General features: G+C 67.5%; 15 protein-coding genes. 12 read left to right on the top strand and 3 right to left on the bottom strand.

Annotated features, from left to right (window positions below):
- Positions 1–48: 48 nt before the first annotated feature.
- Both AC1MBE_RS06165 and gabT read left to right on the top strand, forming a co-directional pair.
- A complete protein-coding gene (locus tag AC1MBE_RS06165; RefSeq protein ID WP_479781582.1) occupies positions 49–1,479 on the top strand; it encodes a gamma-aminobutyraldehyde dehydrogenase in 1,431 nt (476 codons plus the stop codon).
- A 95-nt stretch (positions 1,480–1,574) separates the two neighbouring features.
- Positions 1,575–2,930 (top strand): 4-aminobutyrate--2-oxoglutarate transaminase, encoded by a 1,356-nt coding sequence (gene gabT, locus AC1MBE_RS06160; RefSeq protein WP_479781580.1) that lies wholly within the window; start codon positions 1,575–1,577, stop codon positions 2,928–2,930.
- Between the two features lie 104 nt (positions 2,931–3,034).
- Here gabT and AC1MBE_RS06155 read toward each other — a convergent pair whose 3' ends face one another.
- Positions 3,035–3,868, bottom strand: coding sequence for an AMIN-like domain-containing (lipo)protein (locus tag AC1MBE_RS06155; protein ID WP_479781578.1), 834 nt, complete (start codon positions 3,866–3,868; stop codon positions 3,035–3,037).
- Positions 3,869–4,057: 189 nt separating this feature from the next.
- Between AC1MBE_RS06155 and AC1MBE_RS06150 the strand changes: the two genes are divergently transcribed.
- The gene (locus AC1MBE_RS06150; RefSeq protein WP_479781576.1) at positions 4,058–4,930 is read left to right on the top strand and encodes a universal stress protein; all 873 of its coding nucleotides are present in this window, start codon (positions 4,058–4,060) and stop codon (positions 4,928–4,930) included.
- Between the two features lie 23 nt (positions 4,931–4,953).
- Here AC1MBE_RS06150 and rarD read toward each other — a convergent pair whose 3' ends face one another.
- Positions 4,954–6,000, bottom strand: a complete 1,047-nt coding sequence (gene rarD, locus AC1MBE_RS06145; RefSeq protein ID WP_479782499.1) for an EamA family transporter RarD — start codon at positions 5,998–6,000, stop codon at positions 4,954–4,956.
- A 181-nt stretch (positions 6,001–6,181) separates the two neighbouring features.
- Here rarD and AC1MBE_RS06140 point away from each other — a divergent pair, with 181 nt between their 5' ends.
- Entirely contained in the window at positions 6,182–7,618 is a 1,437-nt protein-coding gene (locus AC1MBE_RS06140; RefSeq protein WP_479781574.1) for an FAD-dependent oxidoreductase, read from the top strand.
- Positions 7,619–7,733: 115 nt separating this feature from the next.
- A complete protein-coding gene (locus tag AC1MBE_RS06135) occupies positions 7,734–9,137 on the top strand; it encodes a GAF domain-containing protein (protein ID WP_479781572.1) in 1,404 nt (467 codons plus the stop codon).
- An 82-nt stretch (positions 9,138–9,219) separates the two neighbouring features.
- Here AC1MBE_RS06135 and AC1MBE_RS06130 read toward each other — a convergent pair whose 3' ends face one another.
- The gene (locus AC1MBE_RS06130; RefSeq protein WP_479781571.1) at positions 9,220–13,515 is read right to left on the bottom strand and encodes a PKD domain-containing protein; all 4,296 of its coding nucleotides are present in this window, start codon (positions 13,513–13,515) and stop codon (positions 9,220–9,222) included.
- 327 nt (positions 13,516–13,842) lie between these two features.
- Between AC1MBE_RS06130 and exaC the strand changes: the two genes are divergently transcribed.
- From exaC to AC1MBE_RS06095, 7 genes are all read left to right on the top strand, one after another.
- The gene (gene exaC, locus AC1MBE_RS06125) at positions 13,843–15,366 is read left to right on the top strand and encodes an acetaldehyde dehydrogenase ExaC (RefSeq protein WP_346957682.1); all 1,524 of its coding nucleotides are present in this window, start codon (positions 13,843–13,845) and stop codon (positions 15,364–15,366) included.
- A gap of 101 nt (positions 15,367–15,467) precedes the next feature.
- Positions 15,468–15,875: a DUF779 domain-containing protein gene (locus AC1MBE_RS06120; protein ID WP_479781568.1), complete on the top strand. Its 408-nt coding sequence runs from the start codon at positions 15,468–15,470 to the stop codon at positions 15,873–15,875.
- Between the two features lie 107 nt (positions 15,876–15,982).
- Positions 15,983–17,557 (top strand): amino acid permease, encoded by a 1,575-nt coding sequence (locus tag AC1MBE_RS06115; RefSeq protein WP_479781567.1) that lies wholly within the window; start codon positions 15,983–15,985, stop codon positions 17,555–17,557.
- Between the two features lie 280 nt (positions 17,558–17,837).
- On the top strand, positions 17,838–18,824 hold the full coding sequence (locus tag AC1MBE_RS06110; protein WP_479781565.1) for an ABC transporter substrate-binding protein: 987 nt from the start codon (positions 17,838–17,840) through the stop codon (positions 18,822–18,824).
- A complete protein-coding gene (locus AC1MBE_RS06105; RefSeq protein WP_479781563.1) occupies positions 18,821–19,675 on the top strand; it encodes an ABC transporter permease in 855 nt (284 codons plus the stop codon). The genes AC1MBE_RS06110 and AC1MBE_RS06105 overlap by 4 nt, the downstream gene beginning before the upstream one ends.
- Positions 19,672–20,445, top strand: coding sequence for an ABC transporter permease (locus AC1MBE_RS06100; RefSeq protein WP_479781561.1), 774 nt, complete (start codon positions 19,672–19,674; stop codon positions 20,443–20,445). Before AC1MBE_RS06105 ends, AC1MBE_RS06100 begins: the two co-directional genes overlap by 4 nt.
- Positions 20,435–21,346, top strand: a complete 912-nt coding sequence (locus AC1MBE_RS06095) for an ABC transporter ATP-binding protein (RefSeq protein ID WP_479781559.1) — start codon at positions 20,435–20,437, stop codon at positions 21,344–21,346. The genes AC1MBE_RS06100 and AC1MBE_RS06095 overlap by 11 nt, the downstream gene beginning before the upstream one ends.
- Positions 21,347–21,403 lie beyond the last annotated feature (57 nt).

Below are 21,403 nucleotides of genomic sequence, written 5' to 3'. Positions count from 1 at the left end.
TCCCTCCTACCTGTCTTCCCCAGGCCAGCACGAAAGAGGTTGTACACCGTGGTTCAAACCTTGCAGAACTTCATCAACGGCGAGTTCGTCACCCCCGCCGGCACCGCCGTGCTGGACATCGTCAATCCCACCAACGGCGAGGTGGTTGCCAAGTCGCCGGCCTCGGTGCAGGCCGACGTCGACGCGGCCATGACAGCGGCGAAAAACGCCTTCGCCAGCTGGAAGCACGTCACCCCCGGCCAGCGCCAGCTCATGCTGCTCAAGCTCGCCGACGCCGTGGAGGCCAACAGCGACGAACTCGTAGAGGCGCAGCACCGCAACACCGGCCAGGTCCGCTCCCTGATCGCCGCTGAGGAAGTTGCCGCCGGCGCGGACCAGCTGCGGTTCTTCGCCGGCGCCGCCCGCCTCCTGGAAGGCAAGTCCGCCGGCGAATACCTCGAGGGCCACACCTCCTACGTGCGCCGCGAACCGATCGGCGTCGTCGCGCAGGTCGCCCCCTGGAACTACCCGTTCCTGATGGCGGTCTGGAAGATCGGCCCCGCCCTCGCGGCCGGCAACACCGTGGTCCTCAAGCCCTCCGACACCACGCCGGAATCCACCCTGGTCCTGGCCCGCCTCGCCGGCGAGATCCTCCCGGTCGGTGTGCTCAACGTCGTCCTCGGCACCGGCGAGACCGGCGCCCTGATGGTGGAGCACAAGGTGCCGGGCCTGGTCTCCATCACCGGCTCCGTCCGGGCCGGCATCGCCGTCGCCTCCGGCGCCGCCAAGGGCCTCAAGCGCGCCCACCTGGAGCTCGGCGGCAAGGCCCCGGCGATCGTGTTCAAGGACGCGGACATCAAGAAGAGCGCCGCGGCGATCGCCGAGTTCGCCTTCTTCAACGCCGGCCAGGACTGCACGGCAATCACCCGCGTCCTGGTCGAGGATTCCGTGCACGACGACGTCGTGGCCGCCATGGTGGAGCACACCAAGACCCTGCACACGGGCTCGCAGAACGACGAGGACAACTACTTCGGTCCGCTGAACAACGTCAACCACTTCAACGCGGTCACCTCCGTTGTGGACCACCTGCCGGCGAACTGCAAGATCGAGACCGGCGGCCACCGCGCGGGGGAGAAGGGCTTCTTCTTCGAGCCCACCATTGTCACCGGCGCCAAGCAGACCGATGACATTGTCCAGAAGGAAACGTTCGGCCCGGTCATCACTGTGCAGAAGTTCAGCACCGAAGCCGAGGCCATCGAGCTGGCCAATGACGTCGACTACGCCCTTGCCTCCAGCGTCTGGACCACGGACCACGGCACGGCCATGCGGGTCAGCCGCGACCTCGACTTCGGCGCCGTCTGGATCAACACGCACATCCTGCTCACCGCCGAGATGCCGCACGGCGGCTTCAAGCAGTCCGGCTACGGCAAGGACCTCTCGATGTACGGCGTCGAGGACTACACCCGCATCAAGCACGTCATGAGCGCGCTCGACGCATAACGCAGATGCATAACGCCGCCGCCTGACGCCGCCGCCTCACTGCTCCCGCCAGACCCGGCCCCGCCGACCCTTCCACGCTTAGAAAGGCCTTCCCCATGACCACCACAGCAAACGACATCACGTACCGTCTGGAGCAGAAGCGCCGCGTCCAGGCCGACTTCCCGGGCCCCAAGTCCGTCGCCCTGACCGAACGCCGCAAGGCGGTCGTCGCGTCCGGCGTCGCCTCCAGCGTCCCGGTCTACGTCGCCGACGCCGACGGCGGGATCATCCAGGACGTCGACGGCAACTCCTTCATCGACCTCGGGTCCGGCATCGCGGTGACGAGCGTCGGCGCCTCGGACCCCGCCGTCGTCGGCGCCGTGAAGGAAGCCGCGGAGCACTTCACCCACACCTGCTTTATGGTCACTCCCTACGAAGGCTATGTCGCCGTCGCCGAGCAGCTGAACCGGCTTACCCCGGGCGACCACGAGAAGCGGACCGTGCTGTTCAACTCCGGTGCCGAGGCCGTGGAGAACGCCGTCAAGGTGGCCCGCCTCGCCACCGGCCGCGACGCCGTCGTCGCTTTCGACCACGCCTACCACGGCCGGACCAACCTCACCATGGCGCTGACCGCCAAGGCCATGCCGTACAAGACCAACTTCGGCCCGTTCGCGCCCGAGGTGTACCGGATGCCGATGAGCTACCCCTACCGCGAGGAAAACCCGGAGATCACCGGTGCCGAGGCCGCCAAGCGAGCCATAACCATGATCGAAAAGCAGATCGGCGGCGAGTCGGTGGCCGCGATCATCATCGAACCCATCCAGGGCGAGGGTGGCTTTATCGTCCCGGCCGAAGGTTTCCTGCCGGCCCTTGCGGCCTGGGCCAAGGACAAGGGCATCGTCTTCATTGCCGACGAGGTCCAGTCCGGCTTCTGCCGCACCGGCGAGTGGTTCGCCGTGGACCACGAAGGAGTGGTCCCGGACATCGTCACCATGGCCAAGGGAATCGCCGGCGGCATGCCGCTCTCCGCCATCACCGGACGCGCCGACCTGCTCGACGCCGTGCACCCCGGCGGCCTCGGCGGCACCTACGGCGGCAACCCGGTGGCCTGCGCCGCGGCACTGGCCGCCATCGGCTCGATGGAGCAGTACGACCTCAACGCCCGGGCCCGCCACATTGAGGAAGTCGCGCTGGGCAAGCTGCGCGAACTCGCTTCCGAGCTGTCCGTGGTGGGGGACATCCGCGGCCGTGGCGCCATGCTCGCGATCGAACTGGTCCAGGCCGGTTCGAAGGAACCGAACCCGGAGCTGACCAAGGCCGTTGCGGCCGCCTGCCTCAAGGAGGGCGTCATCATCCTCACCTGCGGCACCTACGGCAACGTGATCCGGCTGCTGCCGCCGCTGGTGATCAGCGACGAGCTTCTGCTGGACGGCCTCGAGGTCCTGGCCGCGGCGGTCCGCGCCAACGCCTGACCGCCAACGCCTGACCGGCGGGGCCGGACAAGCCCCGCAGCAACGTGGGCGAGCCGCGGACTGGAAAGTCCGCGGCTCGTCCACGTTGAGGGGTCTTTCGGTGCCTACTTCCAGGAGCTGGCGTCGAGTTGGATGGCCACTACATACAGGTGCCGGCCCTGCTCGATCTTTTCCACCTCGTAGACCCGCACCTTTGTCGGCGGCACCGTGGTGCCCGGGCGGCCGACGCCGATTCCGTAACTGAGCACCCCTTCGAAGTCGCCGGCCGGGGCGTAGCTGGTGAGCGCCCGGTAGCCGATCGAGGGTGAGGGGCTGCTCGTGATGGTGCTGGCCTTGCCGTCCGCTGTGTGCGCCTGGGCGCCGCGGAAGACCACTTTGACGATCGCCCCCGTCCCGGGCATCGGCACGGGCAGGCCGCTGCCGTCGGCGAGCAGTTCGGGCACGAAGGAGATGTCGTAGCTCGGGAAGGCCCCGTTGAAACGGAAGCTCAGCTGGTCATACGGCGGGGTGTCCGAGGGGTGCTGTCCGGCGCCGATCGAATAGAGCGTGGGAAGCGGCTCGGCGGGCGGTGGAGCCAGCGGCACGGGGTTCCGGTGCGTGGTCGTGAACGGTGCCGCGGCCGACGGCGAGGCCCAGTCATGGGTGATGGTCGAGGAAATCACGCGGTCGCCGTCCTTGGGGGCGGCGGTCTCGTCGGCGTCCGGCGGCAACGTCGCGGATGCCGATGACGTTGCCGAGCCGGTGGGTGACGCCGTCGACGGAGCCGTCGTCGTAGCGGAGGCCGTGGCCGATTCTGTGGCCGTTGCCGTTACCGGGGACGTGCTGCTCCCGGAGGGCTGCGGCGGGGAGGCGGTGCAGCCGCTCAACGCGAGCAGTAAGGCCAGCAGCCTCAGCCCGGTCGTTTTGGCCGTCAACCCGTGGTTCCTGATCACGCTCATGGTGAGCTCCCCTCCACGACTTCAGCGTAGCCGCAGCCGGTGGCGCGCCGCAGGGCCAAAAGTCACCCACTATTGAGCGCATCGCTGGGCTAGAGTCGTTCCTACCACTGCAGGAACGCAGACCGGCCGCCGCTGCCCGGAACCCCGGGCCAGGCTGGATTCTGCCCCAGACCCATAAGGGGTTCTTCGATGCGATACGTAGTTGGCTACACACCCAACGACCGCGGCGCCGACGCCGTCGCGCTGGCCTCGGCCATGGCCCGCGCCCAGGGCGCCCACCTGGACCTGGTCCATGTCGTGGACCGGCACACCCCCTACGTCGCGCTGAACCCGCAGGGAAACCGCGTCAGCGCCGCCGAGCAGTCCGTGCTCACAGCCGAGCGGCGGGGCTTGGCCGCGGTCCCGGAAGGGCTCGAGGCCAGGTTCCATGTGCGCCAGGCGGATTCCTTCGCCGCGGGCCTGATTGACGCCGCCAAGGAGTACCGCGCCGGCCTGATCGTGGTGGGGGCGGCGAGCAGCGGGCTGTTCAAGCGCCACACCGTCGGCAGCGTGGCCAACGCCCTGCTGCACGCCTCCCCGGTGCCGGTGGCGCTGGCCCCGCGCGGCTACCGCAACACCGAACCGATCACCCGGCTGACGCTCGCCGTCGGCCAGCGCACCGGCGCGGACGCCGCGATCGACGTCGCGATCGAATCAGCCGGGCGCCGCGGCGTGCCGCTGCGGCTGGTGTCCCTCGTGGAGCTCGACGTCGAGGGCAACGGCGGTGAGAACGTCAACGCCGCGCACGTCCATGCGAACACCGTGCTCAAGGCAGCAGCCGACCGGCTCCCGGCAGGGCACTCGGTCAGTGTGGAAGTGGCACACGGCCGCACCATCGAGGAAGCGATCGACGACCTCGAATGGGACGATGCGGAGATTCTGATCGTCGGCTCGTCCCGGCTGGCGGAAAAGAACAAGCTCTTCATCGGCAGCACCGCCAACAAGGTACTGCGCGCCCTGCCGGTTCCCATGGTCGTGGTGCCGCGCGACTACGTGCGCATCGACACCAGCCCGGAGGACTGACCCCGCCCGGGGCGCGGGGCCGGTTAGGCTGCGGCGCGGGCCAGCCTGCGGGTGACGGAGTTCTTGCGGGCGGTCCGGAGCATGTCCGCCGTGAGCAGGAGCAGGGCCAGCCAGACGACGCCGAATCCGACCCAGCGCTCCGGGGTCATAGCCTCCTTGAACACCACCAGCGCCACGATGAACTGCAGCACCGGGGCGAAGTACTGCAGCAGCCCGATCGTCGTCATCGGCAGCCGCCTTGCGGACGCGCCGAAGAACAGCAGCGGGACGGCGGTGATGACGCCCGACGCTGCCAGCAGCCAGAAATGCCCGGCGCCGTTGCTGGTCAGGGTGTCGGCCCCGGTCAAGGCCAGCACGATCATGGTCGCCCCGGCGAGGGGCGCCAGCACGATCGTCTCCACCGAGAGGCTGGTGAGCGCGTCGGCCCGCGGACCCACGCGCTTCTTGACGAAGCCGTAGAGGCCGAAACTGAACGCCAGGGTCAGGGCGATCCACGGCAGTTTGCCGTAGGAATACGTCAGCACGCCCACGGCAACGAACCCGACGCCGACGGCGGCCCACTGCAGCGGCCGCAGTTTCTCCTTCAGGACAAAAACGCCCAGCAACACCGACACGAGCGGGTTGATGAAGTAGCCCAGCGATGTTTCGACAGCCTGGCCGGTGGTCACGCCGTAGGTGTAGGTCAGCCAGTTGACTGCGATCAGGCCGGCCGCGAGGGCGAGCGGGCCGATCACCGTGCGGTTCCGGAACGCGGCGCCCATCACCCGCCAAGAGCGGGTGACGGTGATCAGCAGGACGCAGAACAGCAGGGACCACACCACACGGTTGGCCACGATTTCGATGGCACCGGCCGGGTGCAGCACAAAGAAGTACAGCGGCAGCAGCCCCCACAGGCCGTAGGCGCCGATGCCGAACAGGATCCCCGCCGTCGTGTCCTTGTCCACTGCCTTCAATCCCGGTGCCGCGCCAGGTGCGGGGGCTGCTGCCGCGCCGGGCGCGGGGGCCGCGGCCCCCGGGGGAGTCAGGGCAGCGGGGGCAGGGGTTCCATCGGAGATAGGCACAAGACCAATAACACCACCCCCGGTGCCCCTATTCCTGCCGGGAGACCCCGGTGGTGCGGTCCGGACCCAGTGTTTTCCCTCACCGGTGTTTTCCCTCACCCGGGGATCCACGCCGCCGGGGGGACATTTAGAATGGGGGACTGTGCGCTGTATCTTCCGGCGCCCCCGCCAAGACTCAGAAGGGCTCCCGGTGTCCAACTCGGCCGCAACTCCGTCCAAACGTCCCCTCCGCGTTGCGATCGTCGGCGCCGGACCGGCCGGCGTCTACGCCGCGGACATCCTGACCAAGTCCAACGAGGTCAAGGACGGCGACTTCGAGGTCAGCATCGACCTGTTCGAGGCCTACCCGGCGCCCTACGGCCTGATCCGCTACGGCGTGGCCCCGGACCACCCGCGCATCAAGGGCATCGTCAACGCCCTGCACAAGGTCCTGGACCGCGGCGACATCCGGTTCCTCGGAAACGTCAGCTACGGCCGGGACCTGACCCTGCACGACATCCGCGCCTTCTACGACGCGGTGATCTTCTCCACCGGCGCCATCAAGGACGCGGACCTGGACATTCCCGGCGTCGAACTCGAGGGCTCGTTCGGCGGGGCGGACTTCGTCTCCTGGTACGACGGCCACCCCGATGTGCCCCGCGACTGGCCGCTGGACGCGAAAGAAATCGCCGTGATCGGCAACGGCAACGTCGCCCTGGATGTCGCCCGGATGCTGGTCAAGCACGCCGATGACCTGCTCGTCACGGAGATCCCGGACAACGTGTACCAGGCGCTCAATAGCTCGCCGGTCACCGACGTGCACGTCTTCGGCCGCCGCGGGCCGGCGCAGGTGAAGTTCACCCCGCTGGAGTTGCGCGAGCTTAGCCACGCCAACGACGTGGACATCGTCCTATACCCGGAGGACTTCGAATTCGACGAGGCCTCCGACGAGGCCATCCGCACCAACAACCAGATCAAGACCATGGTGAACACCCTCGGCAACTGGCTCGTCGAGGAGCACGCCGAGGCCGAGGAACCCTCCTCCCGCCGGCTGCACCTGCACTTCCTGCACAACCCGGTCGAAATCCACGACGACGCCGCGCACCCGGGCAAGGTGGCGGGCATCAAATTTGAACGCATGCGGCTGGACGGCACGGGCAACGTCAAAGGCACCGGGGAGTTTGTGGACTATCCGGTCCAAGCCGTCTACCGCGCCATCGGGTACCACGGTTCCCCGCTGGCCGAGCTGGAGTACGACGCCCGGCGCGGTGTCATCCCGAATGAGGGCGGCCGCGTGCTCGGTCCGGACGGCCGGCCCGTGCCCGGCATCTACGCCACCGGCTGGATCAAGCGCGGCCCGGTCGGCCTGATCGGCCACACCAAGGGCGACGCGCTGGAGACCATCGGCTTCCTGCTGGAGGACCGGCTGACCCTCCCGCCGGCGCAGAACCCGGATCCGCAGGCCATCATCGACCTGCTGGACGAGCGCGGCATCGAATACACCACCTGGGAAGGCTGGAACAAGCTGGACGCCCACGAACTGGCGCTGGGCGCCGCGTGGTCGGCCGCCCACCCGGACGACGGTGTGGTGCGCGAACGCGTCAAGGTTGTGCCGCGGGACGAAATGATCCGGATCTCCCGGGACTGACCCGCCGCCGCTGCGCTCTGGCGGCCCCCACCGAGAGCCCACTAGACTGGGCCGGACGACGCTGCCTCCGGCATGCCGTCGCGCCCTGAAAAGGTGCCCGTCAGGTGGGAGTTCAATGAGGAATCCGGTCGAGCAGGCAGCCCCGCGCAGTTCCGGCCACGGCCAGAGCCCGGAGCTGCGCCAGCAACACGCCCGCGCCGGGCATGAGCAGCTCGACGCCCTCGGCCTGGCCGGGGCGCAACTGCCCGGGCTCCGCAGCCTGATCCGCGAATCCTGGCAGCGCTCCGCCCAGTTGCACGCCAACCCGGACAACCCGGAAGCCCCGCTGGCCATGGACCGCGAGGAACTCGAGGAATACCGCCGGCAGCACCCGCTGGCCGCGATCATGCCTGTGATCCACAAACTCCTGGTCCGGCCCAGCCACGACAGCGGCATGCTGGTGGCCGTCGGCGATGAGGTGGGCCGGCTGCTCTGGGTCGAGGGCGACCCCGCCATGCAGCGCCGCGCCGAAGGGATGATGTTCGTCCCCGGCGCCGATTGGTCCGAGGCCACCGTCGGCACCAGCGCACCCGGCACCGCGCTGGCCCTGGGCCGCGGCATCCAGATCGCCGGCGCCGAACACTACAAGCGCTCCGTGCATCCGTGGAGCTGCACGGCCGTGCCGTTCCACGACCCGGATTCCGGTGCCCTGCTCGGCGTCGTGGACATCACCGGCACCGAATCCGCCGTCGCGCCGCACACCCTGTCCCTTGTTGAGGCGACCGTCGCCGCCGCGCAGGCGCACCTGCGGGTGGAGCGGCTCCAGCTCGCCGCGGCCCGGCACGCGGCCCCGGTCCGACGCCGGACGACCGCCGCCGCGTCTGGCGCCTCTGGCACCGCCACAAAGACGGCCGGGACGGGCTCCCGGACGCCCGGCAGCCTGTACCGCAACAGCCTGCAGCTGCTCGGCCGCGACCAGGCGGTGCTGAGCATCGACGGCCGCACCGTCACGCTGTCGGCCCGGCACAGCGAAATCCTTGCCCTGCTCAGCCTGCATCCGGAAGGACTCAACGCGGAGGAGCTGAGCGCCCTGCTCTACCCGCGCGACGGCTCCACCATGACCCTGCGGGCCGAGATGGTGCGGCTGCGCAAGGTCCTGCAGCAGCTCAACCCGGGTGCCGTCCCGGAGTCCCGGCCGTACCGGCTGCCGGTGGACCTGGTGCCGGACTCCGGCCAGGTCCTCAGCTGCCTGCAGCGCGGCGCGCACCGGATCGCGCTGGAAATCTACCGCGGCGCGGTGCTGCCGCGTTCCGAGGCGCCCGGCATCGCCGAGCTGCGCAACCGCGTCTCGGCTCTCCTGCGCGAGGCGGTGCTGACCGACGGCAGCGCCGAATCGCTGCTGAAGTACGCCGAGCTGCCGGAGGCGAGGGACGACGTCGGGGTCCGCACCGCCGCGCTGAAGCTGCTGCCGCCGCGCTCGCCCAAGCGGGCCGCCGTCGTCGCGGACCTGGAACGGCTCGAAACGGAGCTCAGCGCCTGAGCCGGACGCGTTCGCCTAGGGCGCGCGCAGAAGTCCCCGCCGGCGTCGTCTGCGCCGGCGGGGACTTTCTTGCCGATTACCGCTAGTTGGTGCGCCCGGCCCAGAGGTCGTCGAAGCTGACGGTCAGCGGGGTCGGTGTTCCGGTGCTGCTGAGGTAGCTGTAGAGGCCGATGCCGCCGGCGCTCTGCAGCCCGGCTGTGCTGTCGGTGGTGCTCAGCTGCCAGTTCGCCGGCTCCGTGGTACCGACTTTCCAGACCTTCGCCCGGATGGTGGTCGGTGAGGTTCCGGTGACCTGCAGCCGGAACTGTAGCCGGTCCCCGGAGTTGAAGGTCAGCCCGGGCACTGTCGCGGCGCTCATGTTCGTATTCGTGCTGCGGGTCAGATGCAGGCTCACCGTACCGGCGGAATTGACCACCACCCGCGTGCCGTAGGTGGCCGCTCCCACGCGGCGGCCGATCAGACCGGTGTAGATGCTGCTGGCGGTCGGCCGGTTGAAGCCGATCGTTGCCCGCACCTCCGTATCAGTGGAGGAAACACCGTCCAGGAACGCGTAGCGGTTGGACGAAGCAGGGCTCGCGATCGTGGCCGCACTGCCGTTCACGGCGAAGTTCGACGCCGTCCCGGACAAGGTCCAGGGACCTCCCGTTTCCGCCGTCCCCAGACCCCCGGTGATGGTGCGGGTAAACGTGTCCTGCGCCAGGACACTGCCGGCCGGCGGCGCGGCAACGCTTACCGTGTGGCTGACCGTGCCCTTGGCGCCGGCGTTATCCGTCACGGTCAGCGTGACCGTGTACGTCCCTTCGGCAGCATAGGTATGGCTCGCCGTCACCCCGGTCCCGGTCCCGCCGTCGCCGAAGTCCCAGGCGTACGAGGCGACCGTCCCGTCCGAGTCCGTCGAACCGGCCCCGTTCACATTCGCCGTCAACCCGCTCACCCCGCTCGTGAACGCCGCAACAGGCGCCACATTCGACGGTGGCGGCGCGGAACCGGTTCCTCCGGCCCAGAGGTCGTCGAAGCTGACGGTCAGCGGGGTCGGTGTTCCGGTGCTGCTGAGGTAGCTGTAGAGGCCGATGCCGCCGGCGCTCTGCAGCCCGGCTGTGCTGTCGGTGGTGCTCAGCTGCCAGTTCGCCGGCTCCGTGGTACCGACTTTCCAGACCTTCGCCCGGATGGTGGTCGGTGAGGTTCCGGTGACCTGCAGCCGGGACTGTAGCCGGTCCCCGGAGTTGAAGGTCAGCCCGGGCACTGTCGCGGCGCTCATGTTCGTATTCGTGCTGCGGGTCAGATGCAGGCTCACCGTACCGGCGGAATTGACCACCACCCGCGTGCCGTAGGTGGCCGCTCCCACGCGGCGGCCGATCAGACCGGTGTAGATGCTGCTGGCGGTCGGCCGGTTGAAGCCGATCGTTGCCCGCACCTCCGTATCAGTGGAGGAAACACCGTCCAGGAACGCGTAGCGGTTGGACGAAGCAGGGCTCGCGATCGTGGCCGCACTGCCGTTCACGGCGAAGTTCGACGCCGTCCCGGACAAGGTCCAGGGACCTCCCGTTTCCGCCGTCCCCAGACCCCCGGTGATGGTGCGGGTAAACGTGTCCTGCGCCAGGACACTGCCGGCCGGCGGCGCGGCAACGCTTACCGTGTGGCTGACCGTGCCCTTGGCGCCGGCGTTATCCGTCACGGTCAGCGTGACCGTGTACGTCCCTTCGGCAGCATAGGTATGGCTCGCCGTCACCCCGGTCCCGGTCCCGCCGTCGCCGAAGTCCCAGGCGTACGAGGCGACCGTCCCGTCCGAGTCCGTCGAACCGGCCCCGTTCAGATTCGCCGTCAACCCGCTCACCCCGCTCGTGAACGCCGCAACAGGCGCCACATTCGACGGCGGAGTCCCCTTCGTGTTTGCCAGGCCCGGTGTGCCGCCGGTGGTGGACGCCGCGGTCCAGTTCGAGGCAACCGAGTTGTCCGCCGTCGGCGAGGTCAGCTCCAGCGAAGGGCCGGTGCCGTCCGCCGCAGCCGGCCACGGCGCCTGGTTCGAGTAGGTGACTGAGTCAACTACCCGGCTGCCGTCGCGCAGCGCAACGGCTTCGCCGCCGTCGTCCAGGGTGCCCGTGAACGTGCCGCCCACAAAGCGGTTCGCGCCGGTGTAGGCCAGGCGGAACGCCTTGTCATTTGCTACGAACACCACGCGTCCGCCGGCCGGAATCACCGTGCCGGCCTGGATCTTCAGGCCGACTGCATCGATCGTCCAGCCCGAGATATCCACGGCTGTGCTGCCGGGGTTCGCCAGCTCGATGTACTCCCCGCCGCTTCCGGCCGGGTGGTACTGGATCTCATTGACCACCACATTCGCGTCGGACGCCTGTGTGGTGGGCACCGGCAGTCCCGGGCCCGTGTTGCCGTTGATCGTGTTGCGGCGATCGGCCAGGCCTGCCAGGAAGGCGGTCCGCGCCGACGCCGGCGTGTAACCGCCCCACTTAGCGCGGTCCAGGTTCCAGTCCGGTGTGGTCTGGGCCGAGATCGCATCCCACTGTGCCTCATACTGCCCGGCCGGAAGGAACTGGTCGGCCAGGGTGCGCAGCCGCCGGTAGAACATCTCCCTGATCTCCGGGTAGCTCAGCATGGCCTGCGTGAAATTGTTGGAGGTGTCCGGGGTCAGGAAGAGACCTTTGCCGTCCGAGGCGGGCGTGGTGAAGATCCAGTTCAGATCCCACTGCCACATCTCCCACCGGCCGGTTCCGTCGGTGTCCCGCGCCAGCCACCAGTTGTACCAGCCGCTGTCCTGATGCCGGATGATCGAGTTGATCGCCATGTAGTTGACCAGCTCCGGCATGTTCACGTTCTGGTAGATCCAGGCCTGCTGCGCCGCTGAGGGCGACGCGTCGACCGCGTTGGACAGGGTCCAGGCGTCGGAGAAGTCCTCATCCTTGCGGGTCTTCTTGTCCAGCCAGCCCGAGTCCTCAAGCGCGGCCGGCGACGACGTTGCGCTCACGCTGCCACCGTCGCCCTTGTAGATCGCCCAACTGGATACGCCCTGGTCATCCCGCCAGCGGCCGTCCTCGGTCTCCATGATGCGGCCCAGGCTCCAGAAGGTTCCGTTGCGCTGCGTGCGGACCGGAAGGATGTTCAGGGCCCGGTTGCCGCCTGCTTTCACGGTCGCCCAGCCGACGTCGGCGAAGTTGTCCGAGTAGTTCTGGAGCGCAAATTCGTCCAGCGGATAGGGCAGTTTGCCCCCGAGATCGAAGACGTAACCTTTGGGAAGTTCGACCTTCCAGCTCACTTTCGCATTGCTGCGGGAAGTGTTGCCGCGCACGCTCATCAGGGCGCCGTCAACGACCTGGCCGTTGTAGGACCAGACCGCCGCACCCTGGAATTTGTCGTAGCGGTGGTTGGCCAGAATGTCGTTGTACACGGCGTCATCCATGAACCACTCGATGACAGGAAGCGAGCTGCTGACCGCGGAGTTCAAGACCACCACGCCGCGGTAGCGCACCGAGTCACCGGCTGCCGGTTCCGAGTAGCCGGTCCCGCCCGCGGAGGCATCGATCCGGTAGCGGATGAGGCTGCCCGCGCTCTGACCCGGAATGGACCCGGAATACACGCCGTCCCCCGCCCCGCCGGGGCTGGCCGCGTCATCGAGGAACGGCACCACGAGGTCCTCGCCGAACATCACCTTGTAGGTGAGCTGAGCCGTGGAGCCGGTCCGGAGCCGGGCCGAGACGGCCACCGGCTGACCGGCGGCCGGGCGTGCCGGGGATGCCTTCAGCTCAGCGACGACAGGCGCCGGTCCGGTTCCGTCGATCGAGTTCTTGGCCCCGGCTGTGCCGCCCGCGGCGAGGCTTGGGCCCCAGCTGTCGGGCTGTGTGTTGTCCAAGGTCAGGTCACGCAGTTCAAGGGAGGGGCCGGTCCCGTCGGGCGTGGACGGCCAGGGCGCGACGTCCGCGTAAGTGACGGTGTCCACGACGTTCAGCGCCGCATCGGCCAGTGTGACCGCTTCTCCGCCGTTGCTTAGGTTTCCGCCGTAGACGGCGTTCGGGGCGAACCCGTATGTGGTCTGGAACTGGGCGGCATCCTTCGCCACCACGAAGTAGCCGTTGGCGGGAACCACGGTCCCCGCCGCGAAGACGGCCGTGACACCGGCGGTGAAGGACCACCCCGAGATGTCCAGCGGTGCGCCTGAGGTGTTGGTCAGTTCCAGGAAGTCGTCGGTATCCAGATCCGATCCGGAATGGTAGTTCAGCTCGGAGATCACCATCCCGCCCGACGTCGCCGCGGCCGCCGGGATGGCCTGCGAGACGACGAAGGTGCTGGCCATCGCCGACGCCAATGCAATGGCCGACGTGATGCGCCAGCCTCTTCCTATCGCCTTTGTTGTCGTTTCTACCGCCATGCCAAGAGCCTCCTACAAGAAGGTGTGAGCGTCAGGGGTGAGCAGCTGGACGCCCACGCCGCAACAGGATGCGGCGTCACGCTGAGTATCGGAGTGGGCCCAGGCGGTGTCCATAGGTACTGCGGCGCCGGAAATAGGTACCTGAGGGCCGGGTCGGCCCCTTCTGCCCGGCCCGTATGTGGGCCGCCCCGCCCGCCACTTTGGCGTGATCCGGCTCACACGGTTGCAACCTGTTCGCAACCTCCCCGCTCTTAAGCTGGTGCCAGCGGCGGCCGCAGACATCCTGGCCGCCTCCGCCACCCATCTTGCACAGCAAAGGAGCTAGCAATGACTGTCTACGCACAGCCCGGTACCGAGGGCTCAAAGGTCACCTTCAAAGACCGCTACGAGAACTGGATCGGCGGCGAATGGGTTTCCCCGGTCAAGGGCCAGTACTTCGAAAACATCACCCCGGTAACAGGCAAGGCATTCTGCGAGGTCGCCCGCGGCACCGCCGAGGACATCGAGCTGGCCCTGGACGCCGCGCACAAGGTCGCCCCGTCCTGGGGCAAAACCTCGGTCGCCGAGCGCGCCGCCATCCTGAACAAGATCGCGGACCGGATCGACGAGAACACCGAGATGCTCGCCGTCGCCGAGTCCTGGGACAACGGCAAGCCGATCCGTGAAACCCTCAACGCCGACATTCCGCTCGCCGCTGACCACTTCCGCTACTTCGCCTCCGCGGTCCGCGCCCAGGAGGGGCGGCTGTCCCAGCTCGACGACGACACCACCGCCTACCACTACCACGAGCCGCTCGGCGTCGTCGGCCAGATCATCCCGTGGAACTTCCCCATCCTGATGGCCGTCTGGAAGCTGGCCCCCGCGCTGGCCGCCGGCAACGCCGTCGTCCTCAAGCCGGCCGAGCAGACCCCGTCCTCGATCCTGGTGCTGATGGAACTCATCAGCGACCTGCTGCCCGCAGGCGTCATCAACGTCGTCAACGGCTTCGGCGTCGAGGCCGGCAAGCCGCTCGCCTCCAGCCCCCGGATCCGCAAGATCGCGTTCACCGGCGAGACCACCACCGGCCGCCTGATCAGCCAGTACGCGTCCCAGAACCTGATCCCGGTCACCCTGGAACTGGGCGGGAAGAGCCCCAACATCTTCTTCAACGACGTCGCCGACACCAACGACGCGTTTTACGACAAGGCCCTCGAAGGCTTCACCTTGTTCGCGTTCAACCAGGGCGAGGTCTGCACCTGCCCGTCCCGCGCCCTGGTCCAGGACGGCATCTACGACTCGTTCATGGCCGATGCGCTGGCCCGGACCCAGAAGATCATCCAAGGCAATCCGCTGGACACCGATACCCAGCTCGGCGCCCAGGCCTCCAACGACCAGCTTGAGAAGATCCTGTCCTACATCGACATTGGAAAGCAGGAGGGCGCCAAGGCGCTCACCGGCGGCGCCCGCGCCGAGCTGTCCGGCGACCTCGCCGGCGGCTACTACGTCCAGCCCACCATCTTCGAGGGCCACAACAAGATGCGGATCTTCCAGGAGGAAATCTTCGGCCCGGTGGTCTCGGTGACCCGCTTCAGCGACTACAACGACGCGATGGGCATCGCCAACGACACGCTCTATGGCCTCGGCGCGGGCGTCTGGTCCCGCAACGGCAACGTCGCCTACCGCGCCGGCCGGGAAATCCAGGCGGGCCGCGTGTGGGTCAACAACTACCACGCCTACCCGGCCGGTGCGGCGTTCGGCGGGTACAAGTCCTCCGGCATCGGGCGCGAGAACCACGCCATGATGCTGGACCACTACCAGCAGACCAAGAACCTGCTGGTCAGCTATAACGAGAACAAGCTCGGCTTCTTCTAAGCCGACGACGGCGGGGCGGACTTTACCGGTCCGCCTCGCCGTTCCGCCCTGCCCCGCCGTCCCGCGGTGACTGCAGTCCGCACCTACAGGAAGTAGCCCCGATGACCCAGACCAGGCTCGACGCCGCCGTGACGCTGGCCGGCGAGGACTTTTCCCGGGTGGCCCTCACCCCCGAGGCCGTTCAGCTGCTGCGTAAGCTCTGGCTCCAGCACGGCCCGCTGATGTTCCACCAGTCCGGCGGCTGCTGCGACGGCTCCTCACCCATGTGCTACCCGGCGGGGGAGTTCCTCACCGGCGACTCGGATGTGCTGCTGGGCCTGTTCGACATCTCGGACGGGGTGCAGCCCCAGCCGCTGGAATTCTGGATGTCGAAGGAACAGTTCAACTACTGGAGCCACACCCATTTGACGGTCGACGTCGTGCCCGGCCGCGGCAGCGGGTTCTCGGTCGAGGCGCCCGAGGGCAAACGCTTCCTGATCCGCTCGACACTGATGGACTGGCCCGTCTGAGCGGTTCCGAGCGTCTCATCATGTGGGATTAAAGCGGCCGTCCAGTGGATGGACACTACTATTAATAGGTCTGTTTCCAACCAGCTACCGAGATTTTGGACTTTCCTATGAACCTTTTCCGGACCAAATCCATCGAGCAGTCGATCGCCGACGCCGATGAGCCGGGACGCAAGCTGAAACGCTCGCTCAGCACCTGGGACCTGATGATCATGGGCGTCGCCGTTGCCGTCGGCGCCGGGATCTTCTCCGTCGGGGCCAAGGCTGCCGCCAACTTTGCCGGCCCCGCCGTCACCATTTCCTTCGCGATCGCCGCCGTCACCTGCGCCCTCGCCATCATGTGCTACGCCGAATTCGCCACCGCGATCCCCGTGGCCGGCTCCGCCTACGTCTTCACCTACGCCACCATGGGCGAGGTGCTCGCCTGGATCATCGGCTGGAACCTCATCCTCGAGCTCTTCACCGCCGCGGCCGTGATCGCCAAGTATTGGGGCATCTACCTCAGCAAGGTGTTTGCGCTGATGGGCCTGGACGTCCCGCCGTCGATCTCCGTGGCCGGCGTGGACCTCTTCTGGGGCGCCTTCCTGATCGTCGCCGTCTTCACCGTGCTGCTGGTCCTGGGGACCAAGCTGTCCGCCCGCGTCGGCAACGTCTTCACCCTGATCAAGATCGCCGTCGTGCTCTTCGTGATCGTGGTCGGCTTCAGCTACGTGAAGATCGAGAACTATGCCCCGTTCGTCCCGGCCTCCGAGCCCACCGGCGGCACCGGCGCCACGGACGTGCTCAAGCAGTCCTTCTTCGGCTTCCTCACCGGAGCGGCCCCGGCCCAGTACGGCACGCTGGGCATCTTCGCCGGCGCTGCGCTCGTCTTCTTCGCCTTCATCGGTTTCGACGTCGTCGCCACCTCCGCCGAAGAGGTCAAGAACCCGCAGAAGACGCTGCCCCGCGGCATTTTCGGCGGCCTCGCGATCGTCACCGTGCTCTACATCCTGGTCTCGCTCGCCCTGACCGGCATGGTCTCCTACACCAAGCTCGCCGAGGCGGATAACCCGACGCTGACCACCGCCTTCGAAGCCGTGGGGAACACCGACGCCGCAAAGGTCATCGCCTTCGGCTCGCTCGTGGGCCTTACCACCGTGATCATGGTGCTGCTGATGGGCCTCTCGCGCGTGGTGCTGGCCATGAGCCGCGACGGCTTGCTGCCGCGCTCGCTGTCCAAGACCTCCACCATCCGGGCGACGCCGGCTCGACTGCAGATCATCTGCGGCTCGGCCGTAGCTGTTGTGGCCGGTGTGACCAAGGTCGACCTGCTCGAGGAAATGATCAACATCGGCACGCTCTCCGCGTTCGTGATGGTCAGTCTGGGCATCCTCGTGCTGCGCCGCAAGCGCCCGGACCTCAAGCCGGCCTTCCGCGTTCCGTTCGGCAAGGTCCTCCCGGTTGTCTCGGCGGTCCTGTGCCTGTACCTGATGACGAACCTGGCCGTGGAAACCTGGATCTTCTTCGCCATCTGGCTGGTCATTGGCATTGCGATCTACTTCGCCTACGGCCAGCGCCACTCCCGGCTGAATGAGAAGTTCGCCGAGGCGCGGGCTGCCGTCAACGGCCCCGCCGCGGGGCCGGGCGCGCAGCCGTCTGCCCAGCCCGCCGCCGTCGAGGACAAGGACGCAGTCACGCGCTCCTAGCCCCACCCCCGAACCTCAACGCGGGGCCACTTACGGTCCGTCCGGCCTGCCCGGACCGGCCGTAAGTGGCCCCGCGTTGCTGTGTGCGCGGCATCGTTGCGGCCGATTTCCTCCGCCAGCGCCTAGGACCTCGGACATCACTTATCCGTAACAATGACCCCCATGTGGCCGGCATCACAGTATGGTGGAGATAGTCGTGATTTTGAACGTTTGTTCGAGAAGCGAACACTGGGGCTGGGGGCTTGTCATTCCCGCGGCCAATGCGCACATAGGAGTGAACATGAAACGTCGTATTATCAGCGTGCTGGCGGCCGCCTCGGTCCTTGCACTGTCGGCCTGCGGCAGCGGATCGCCGAGTTCCACCGGCGGGGGCAGCGCATCCGGCGGCGCCACGGGCGGCGGGGACCTTACCAAGGTCAGTGTCGGCGTGATCCCGATCGTGGACTGCGCCCCCATCTACCTGGGCAGCAAGCAGGGCTTCTTCAAGGATGAAGGAATCCAGCTGGACATCCAGACCGCCACCGGGGGCGCGGCGATCGTCCCCGGCGTGGTGAGCGGCAGCTTCGACTTCGCCTTCTCAAACCTGATCTCGGTCATGGTGGCGAAGGACAAGGGCCTTGACCTGAAATTCGTCGCCAACGGCGCCTCAACCACGGGCGAGAAGGGCAAGGACATCGGCGGCGTCGTCGTCCCCGCCGGCTCCGATATCAGCTCCCCGAAGGACCTCGCCGGAAAGACCGTTTCGGTGAACAACCTCTCCAACATCGGTGACACCACCGTCAAGTCGGTTATTGAAAAGGCCGGCGGCGACCCCTCGAGCGTTAAGTTCGTGGAGGTGGCCTTCCCGGACGCTCCGGCAGCGCTGGCCAACAAGCAGGTGGACGCCGCCTGGATCCTGGAGCCCTTCCTGTCCAAGGCGGTTGCCGAGGGCGGCAAGATCATTTCCTCGAACTTCGTGGACATGAGCCCTGAGCTGGACATTGCCGGCTACTTCACCAAGGCGGAGACCATCAAGGACAAGGCGGAGCTGACCCAGAAGTTCACCCGGGCCATGAACAAGTCCCTTGAATACGCCCAGGCCCACCCGCAGGAGGTCCGCGACATCGTCGGCACTTACACCAAGATCGATGAAGCCACGCGCGCCAAGATGGTCCTGCCGCGCTACCGGGTGGAGTTCAACAAGGACGCGTTCAAGACCCTCGGCGACGCCGCCGCCAAGTACGGCACGCTGAGCAAGGCTCCGAACGCCGGCGATCTGCTCCCGTGAGTTCCGTCAGTTCCGCCGACGCCGTGGCGTCCGGCGGTTCCGTCCCCGGCGGGGGACGGAACCGCCGGTCCGGCCACAAACTTCCCGTAAAGCAGCTGCTCGGTGTGGTCGGGATTCTTGGGTTCCTTGGCACCTGGGAACTCATTCCGCGGCTGGGCATCATCGACGAACGCTACCTGCCGCCGGCCAGCGAGGTTATCGCCGCCCTGGCCCTCGACTTCAGCCTGACCGCATTCTGGGTGTCGGTCGGTGAAACGATGAAAGCCTGGTTCCTGGGCCTCGTCATCGCGGTCGTCCTGGCCGTGCTGCTGGGTTTTATCATCGGCTCCAGCAGCTTCCTGCGGAAGGCGACCAACTCCACCGTGGAGTTCCTGCGCCCCATTCCATCCGTGGCCCTCATCCCGCTGGCGGTGCTGCTCTTCGGCGTGAAGATCGAGTCTTCGCTCATGCTGATCACCTACGCCGCCTTCTGGCAGGTCCTCATCCAGGTCCTCTACGGGGTGGCCGACGTCGACATGGTCGCCAGCAACACCGCCAGGACATACGGGCTGGGGTGGATGGCGCGGATCCGCTACGTCGTGTTCCCCACCGCGCTGCCCTACCTGATGACCGGTGTCCGGCTCGCAGCCACGGTGGCGCTCGTGCTGGCCATCACGGCGGAACTCGTGATCGGCTCGCCGGGGCTGGGCCGTGAAATCGCCCTCGCGCAATCCGGCGGCGCCATCTCCGGCATGTACGCCCTGGTGCTCGCCACCGGCCTGATCGGTGTGCTGATCAACGTCCTGATGCGGTTCATCGAAAAGAAGACCCTGTCCTGGCATTCCTCCGTCCGTTCCGAGGTGATCGTATGAAAACGCTGAAAACGGCGGCCTACGTGCTCGCGCTGCCGGCGTTGCTGGTCCTGGCCTGGTGGGCCTCGACCCTCGGAACGGTCAATTTCTTCGTTCCTACCCCGGCCGCCCTGGTCACCAAGTTCGGCGAGGTCTGGTTCGGTCCGCGCTTCTTTTCTGATGTGCTCCCCAGCGTCGCCCGGCTCCTGATCGGCGTCGTCGCGGCAATCGTGATCGGCGTCGTGGGCGGAGTGCTGATCGGCTCGGTCAAATGGCTCCGCGCATTGCTCGAACCTACGCTCGAATTCTTCCGCGCCATCCCGCCGCCCGTGCTGGTTCCGGTCCTGATCCTGCTGATGGGCATCACCGACACCATGAAGATTGCGGTCATCATCTCCGGCTGTGTCTGGCCGGTGCTGCTGAACACCATTGAAGGCGTCCGTGCCGTGGACGGGGTCCTCTCGGATTCGGCCCACACCTACGGCATCGACGGCTGGGCCCGGGTGCGTTACCTGGTGCTGCCCTCGGCCAGCCCGCAGATCCTCGCCGGCGTACGCCAGTCACTGTCGCTCGGATTGATCCTGATGGTCATTTCCGAAATGTTTGCCTCGTCCTCGGGGCTTGGCTTCACCATCGTCCAGTTCCAGCGTTCGTTCGCCATCCCGGAAATGTGGTCCGGCATTGTGGTGCTCGGCCTGCTGGGCGTGGCGATGTCGTTCATCTTCCAGTGGGCCGAGCGGAACATCCTGCGGTGGTACCACGGTCAGAAAGAGGTAGAAAATGCAGCCTGACCCCACCCCGGCCCCGTCCGGGAAGACCCTGCCGGAGGCGATGCTCTCCGTCCGCGGCCTGAAGAAGGTCTACCAGACCGACGGCGGCGACATCGAGGCGGTCCGCAATCTCACGTTCGATCTTCGGGCCGGCGAACTCGCCTGCCTCGTCGGACCCTCCGGCTCCGGCAAAACCACGCTGCTGAAGTGCATCTCGGGCCTAATGGCGCCCACCGAGGGCGAAGTGCTCCTGGACGGCAAGCGGGTGTCCGGGCCGCCGAAGAAGATGGCCGTGGTGTTCCAGGAGTACGGCCGTTCGCTGTTCCCCTGGATGCGGGTCCGGGACAACGTGGAGCTGCCGCTGAAGAACCAGGGCGTGCCCAAGGCTGAACGCGACCGGCTGGTCGACGAGGCCCTCGAGGCAGTGGGCCTGGCGCACGTGCCGCGCTCCTACCCCTGGCAGCTCTCCGGCGGCATGCAGCAGCGTGTGGCGATCGCCCGTGCGATCGCCTACCAGCCCGAGGTCCTGCTGATGGACGAACCGTTCGCGGCCGTGGACGCCCAGACCCGCGCGGACCTTGAGGACCTGATCCGGACGGTGTGGAAAAAGCTGGGCGTGACCGTGCTGTTCGTGACCCACGACATCGACGAGTCCGTCTACCTCGGCGAACGGGTCATCATCCTCTCCAGCTCCCCGACTGTGGTGCAGGAGGACATTTTGATCGACCTCCCGGCAGAGCGGGACCAGCTGAACACCCGTTCGCTGCCGCGCTTCACCGAGCTCCGCCACCACGTCTACGAGCAGATCCAGCTGGCAAAGAAGGGGCATCGGCCCGCGGCGGCCGGCACGCCGTCGTCGGCTCCCGCAGCAAGCCCGACGCCGGCAAGCCCGACGCCGGCTTCCGGCACCGGCGGCGCCTAGCCGCCCTGCCGGGCCCCCGACGAAAAGAACACCCCGCCCGCGGTACTCCGCGGCGGG

The organism is Arthrobacter sp. BG5 (assembly GCF_056680155.1).
Note: the sequence above shows the minus strand (reverse complement) of the source record. Positions and strands in the feature narration are given on the sequence as shown.

What these genes read in the sequence shown, in the direction of transcription:
- AC1MBE_RS06155 (WP_479781578.1), bottom strand. Translation starts at nt 3,868, where the DNA reads ATGAGCGTGATCAGGAACCACGGGTTGACGGCCAAAACGACCGGGCTG.
- AC1MBE_RS06115 (WP_479781567.1), top strand. Translation starts at nt 15,983, where the DNA reads ATGAACCTTTTCCGGACCAAATCCATCGAGCAGTCGATCGCCGACGCC.
- AC1MBE_RS06150 (WP_479781576.1), top strand. Translation starts at nt 4,058, where the DNA reads ATGCGATACGTAGTTGGCTACACACCCAACGACCGCGGCGCCGACGCC.
- exaC (WP_346957682.1), top strand. Translation starts at nt 13,843, where the DNA reads ATGACTGTCTACGCACAGCCCGGTACCGAGGGCTCAAAGGTCACCTTC.
- AC1MBE_RS06120 (WP_479781568.1), top strand. Translation starts at nt 15,468, where the DNA reads ATGACCCAGACCAGGCTCGACGCCGCCGTGACGCTGGCCGGCGAGGAC.
- AC1MBE_RS06135 (WP_479781572.1), top strand. Translation starts at nt 7,734, where the DNA reads ATGAGGAATCCGGTCGAGCAGGCAGCCCCGCGCAGTTCCGGCCACGGC.
- AC1MBE_RS06130 (WP_479781571.1), bottom strand. Translation starts at nt 13,515, where the DNA reads ATGGCGGTAGAAACGACAACAAAGGCGATAGGAAGAGGCTGGCGCATC.
- AC1MBE_RS06095 (WP_479781559.1), top strand. Translation starts at nt 20,435, where the DNA reads ATGCAGCCTGACCCCACCCCGGCCCCGTCCGGGAAGACCCTGCCGGAG.
- AC1MBE_RS06110 (WP_479781565.1), top strand. Translation starts at nt 17,838, where the DNA reads ATGAAACGTCGTATTATCAGCGTGCTGGCGGCCGCCTCGGTCCTTGCA.
- AC1MBE_RS06100 (WP_479781561.1), top strand. Translation starts at nt 19,672, where the DNA reads ATGAAAACGCTGAAAACGGCGGCCTACGTGCTCGCGCTGCCGGCGTTG.
- gabT (WP_479781580.1), top strand. Translation starts at nt 1,575, where the DNA reads ATGACCACCACAGCAAACGACATCACGTACCGTCTGGAGCAGAAGCGC.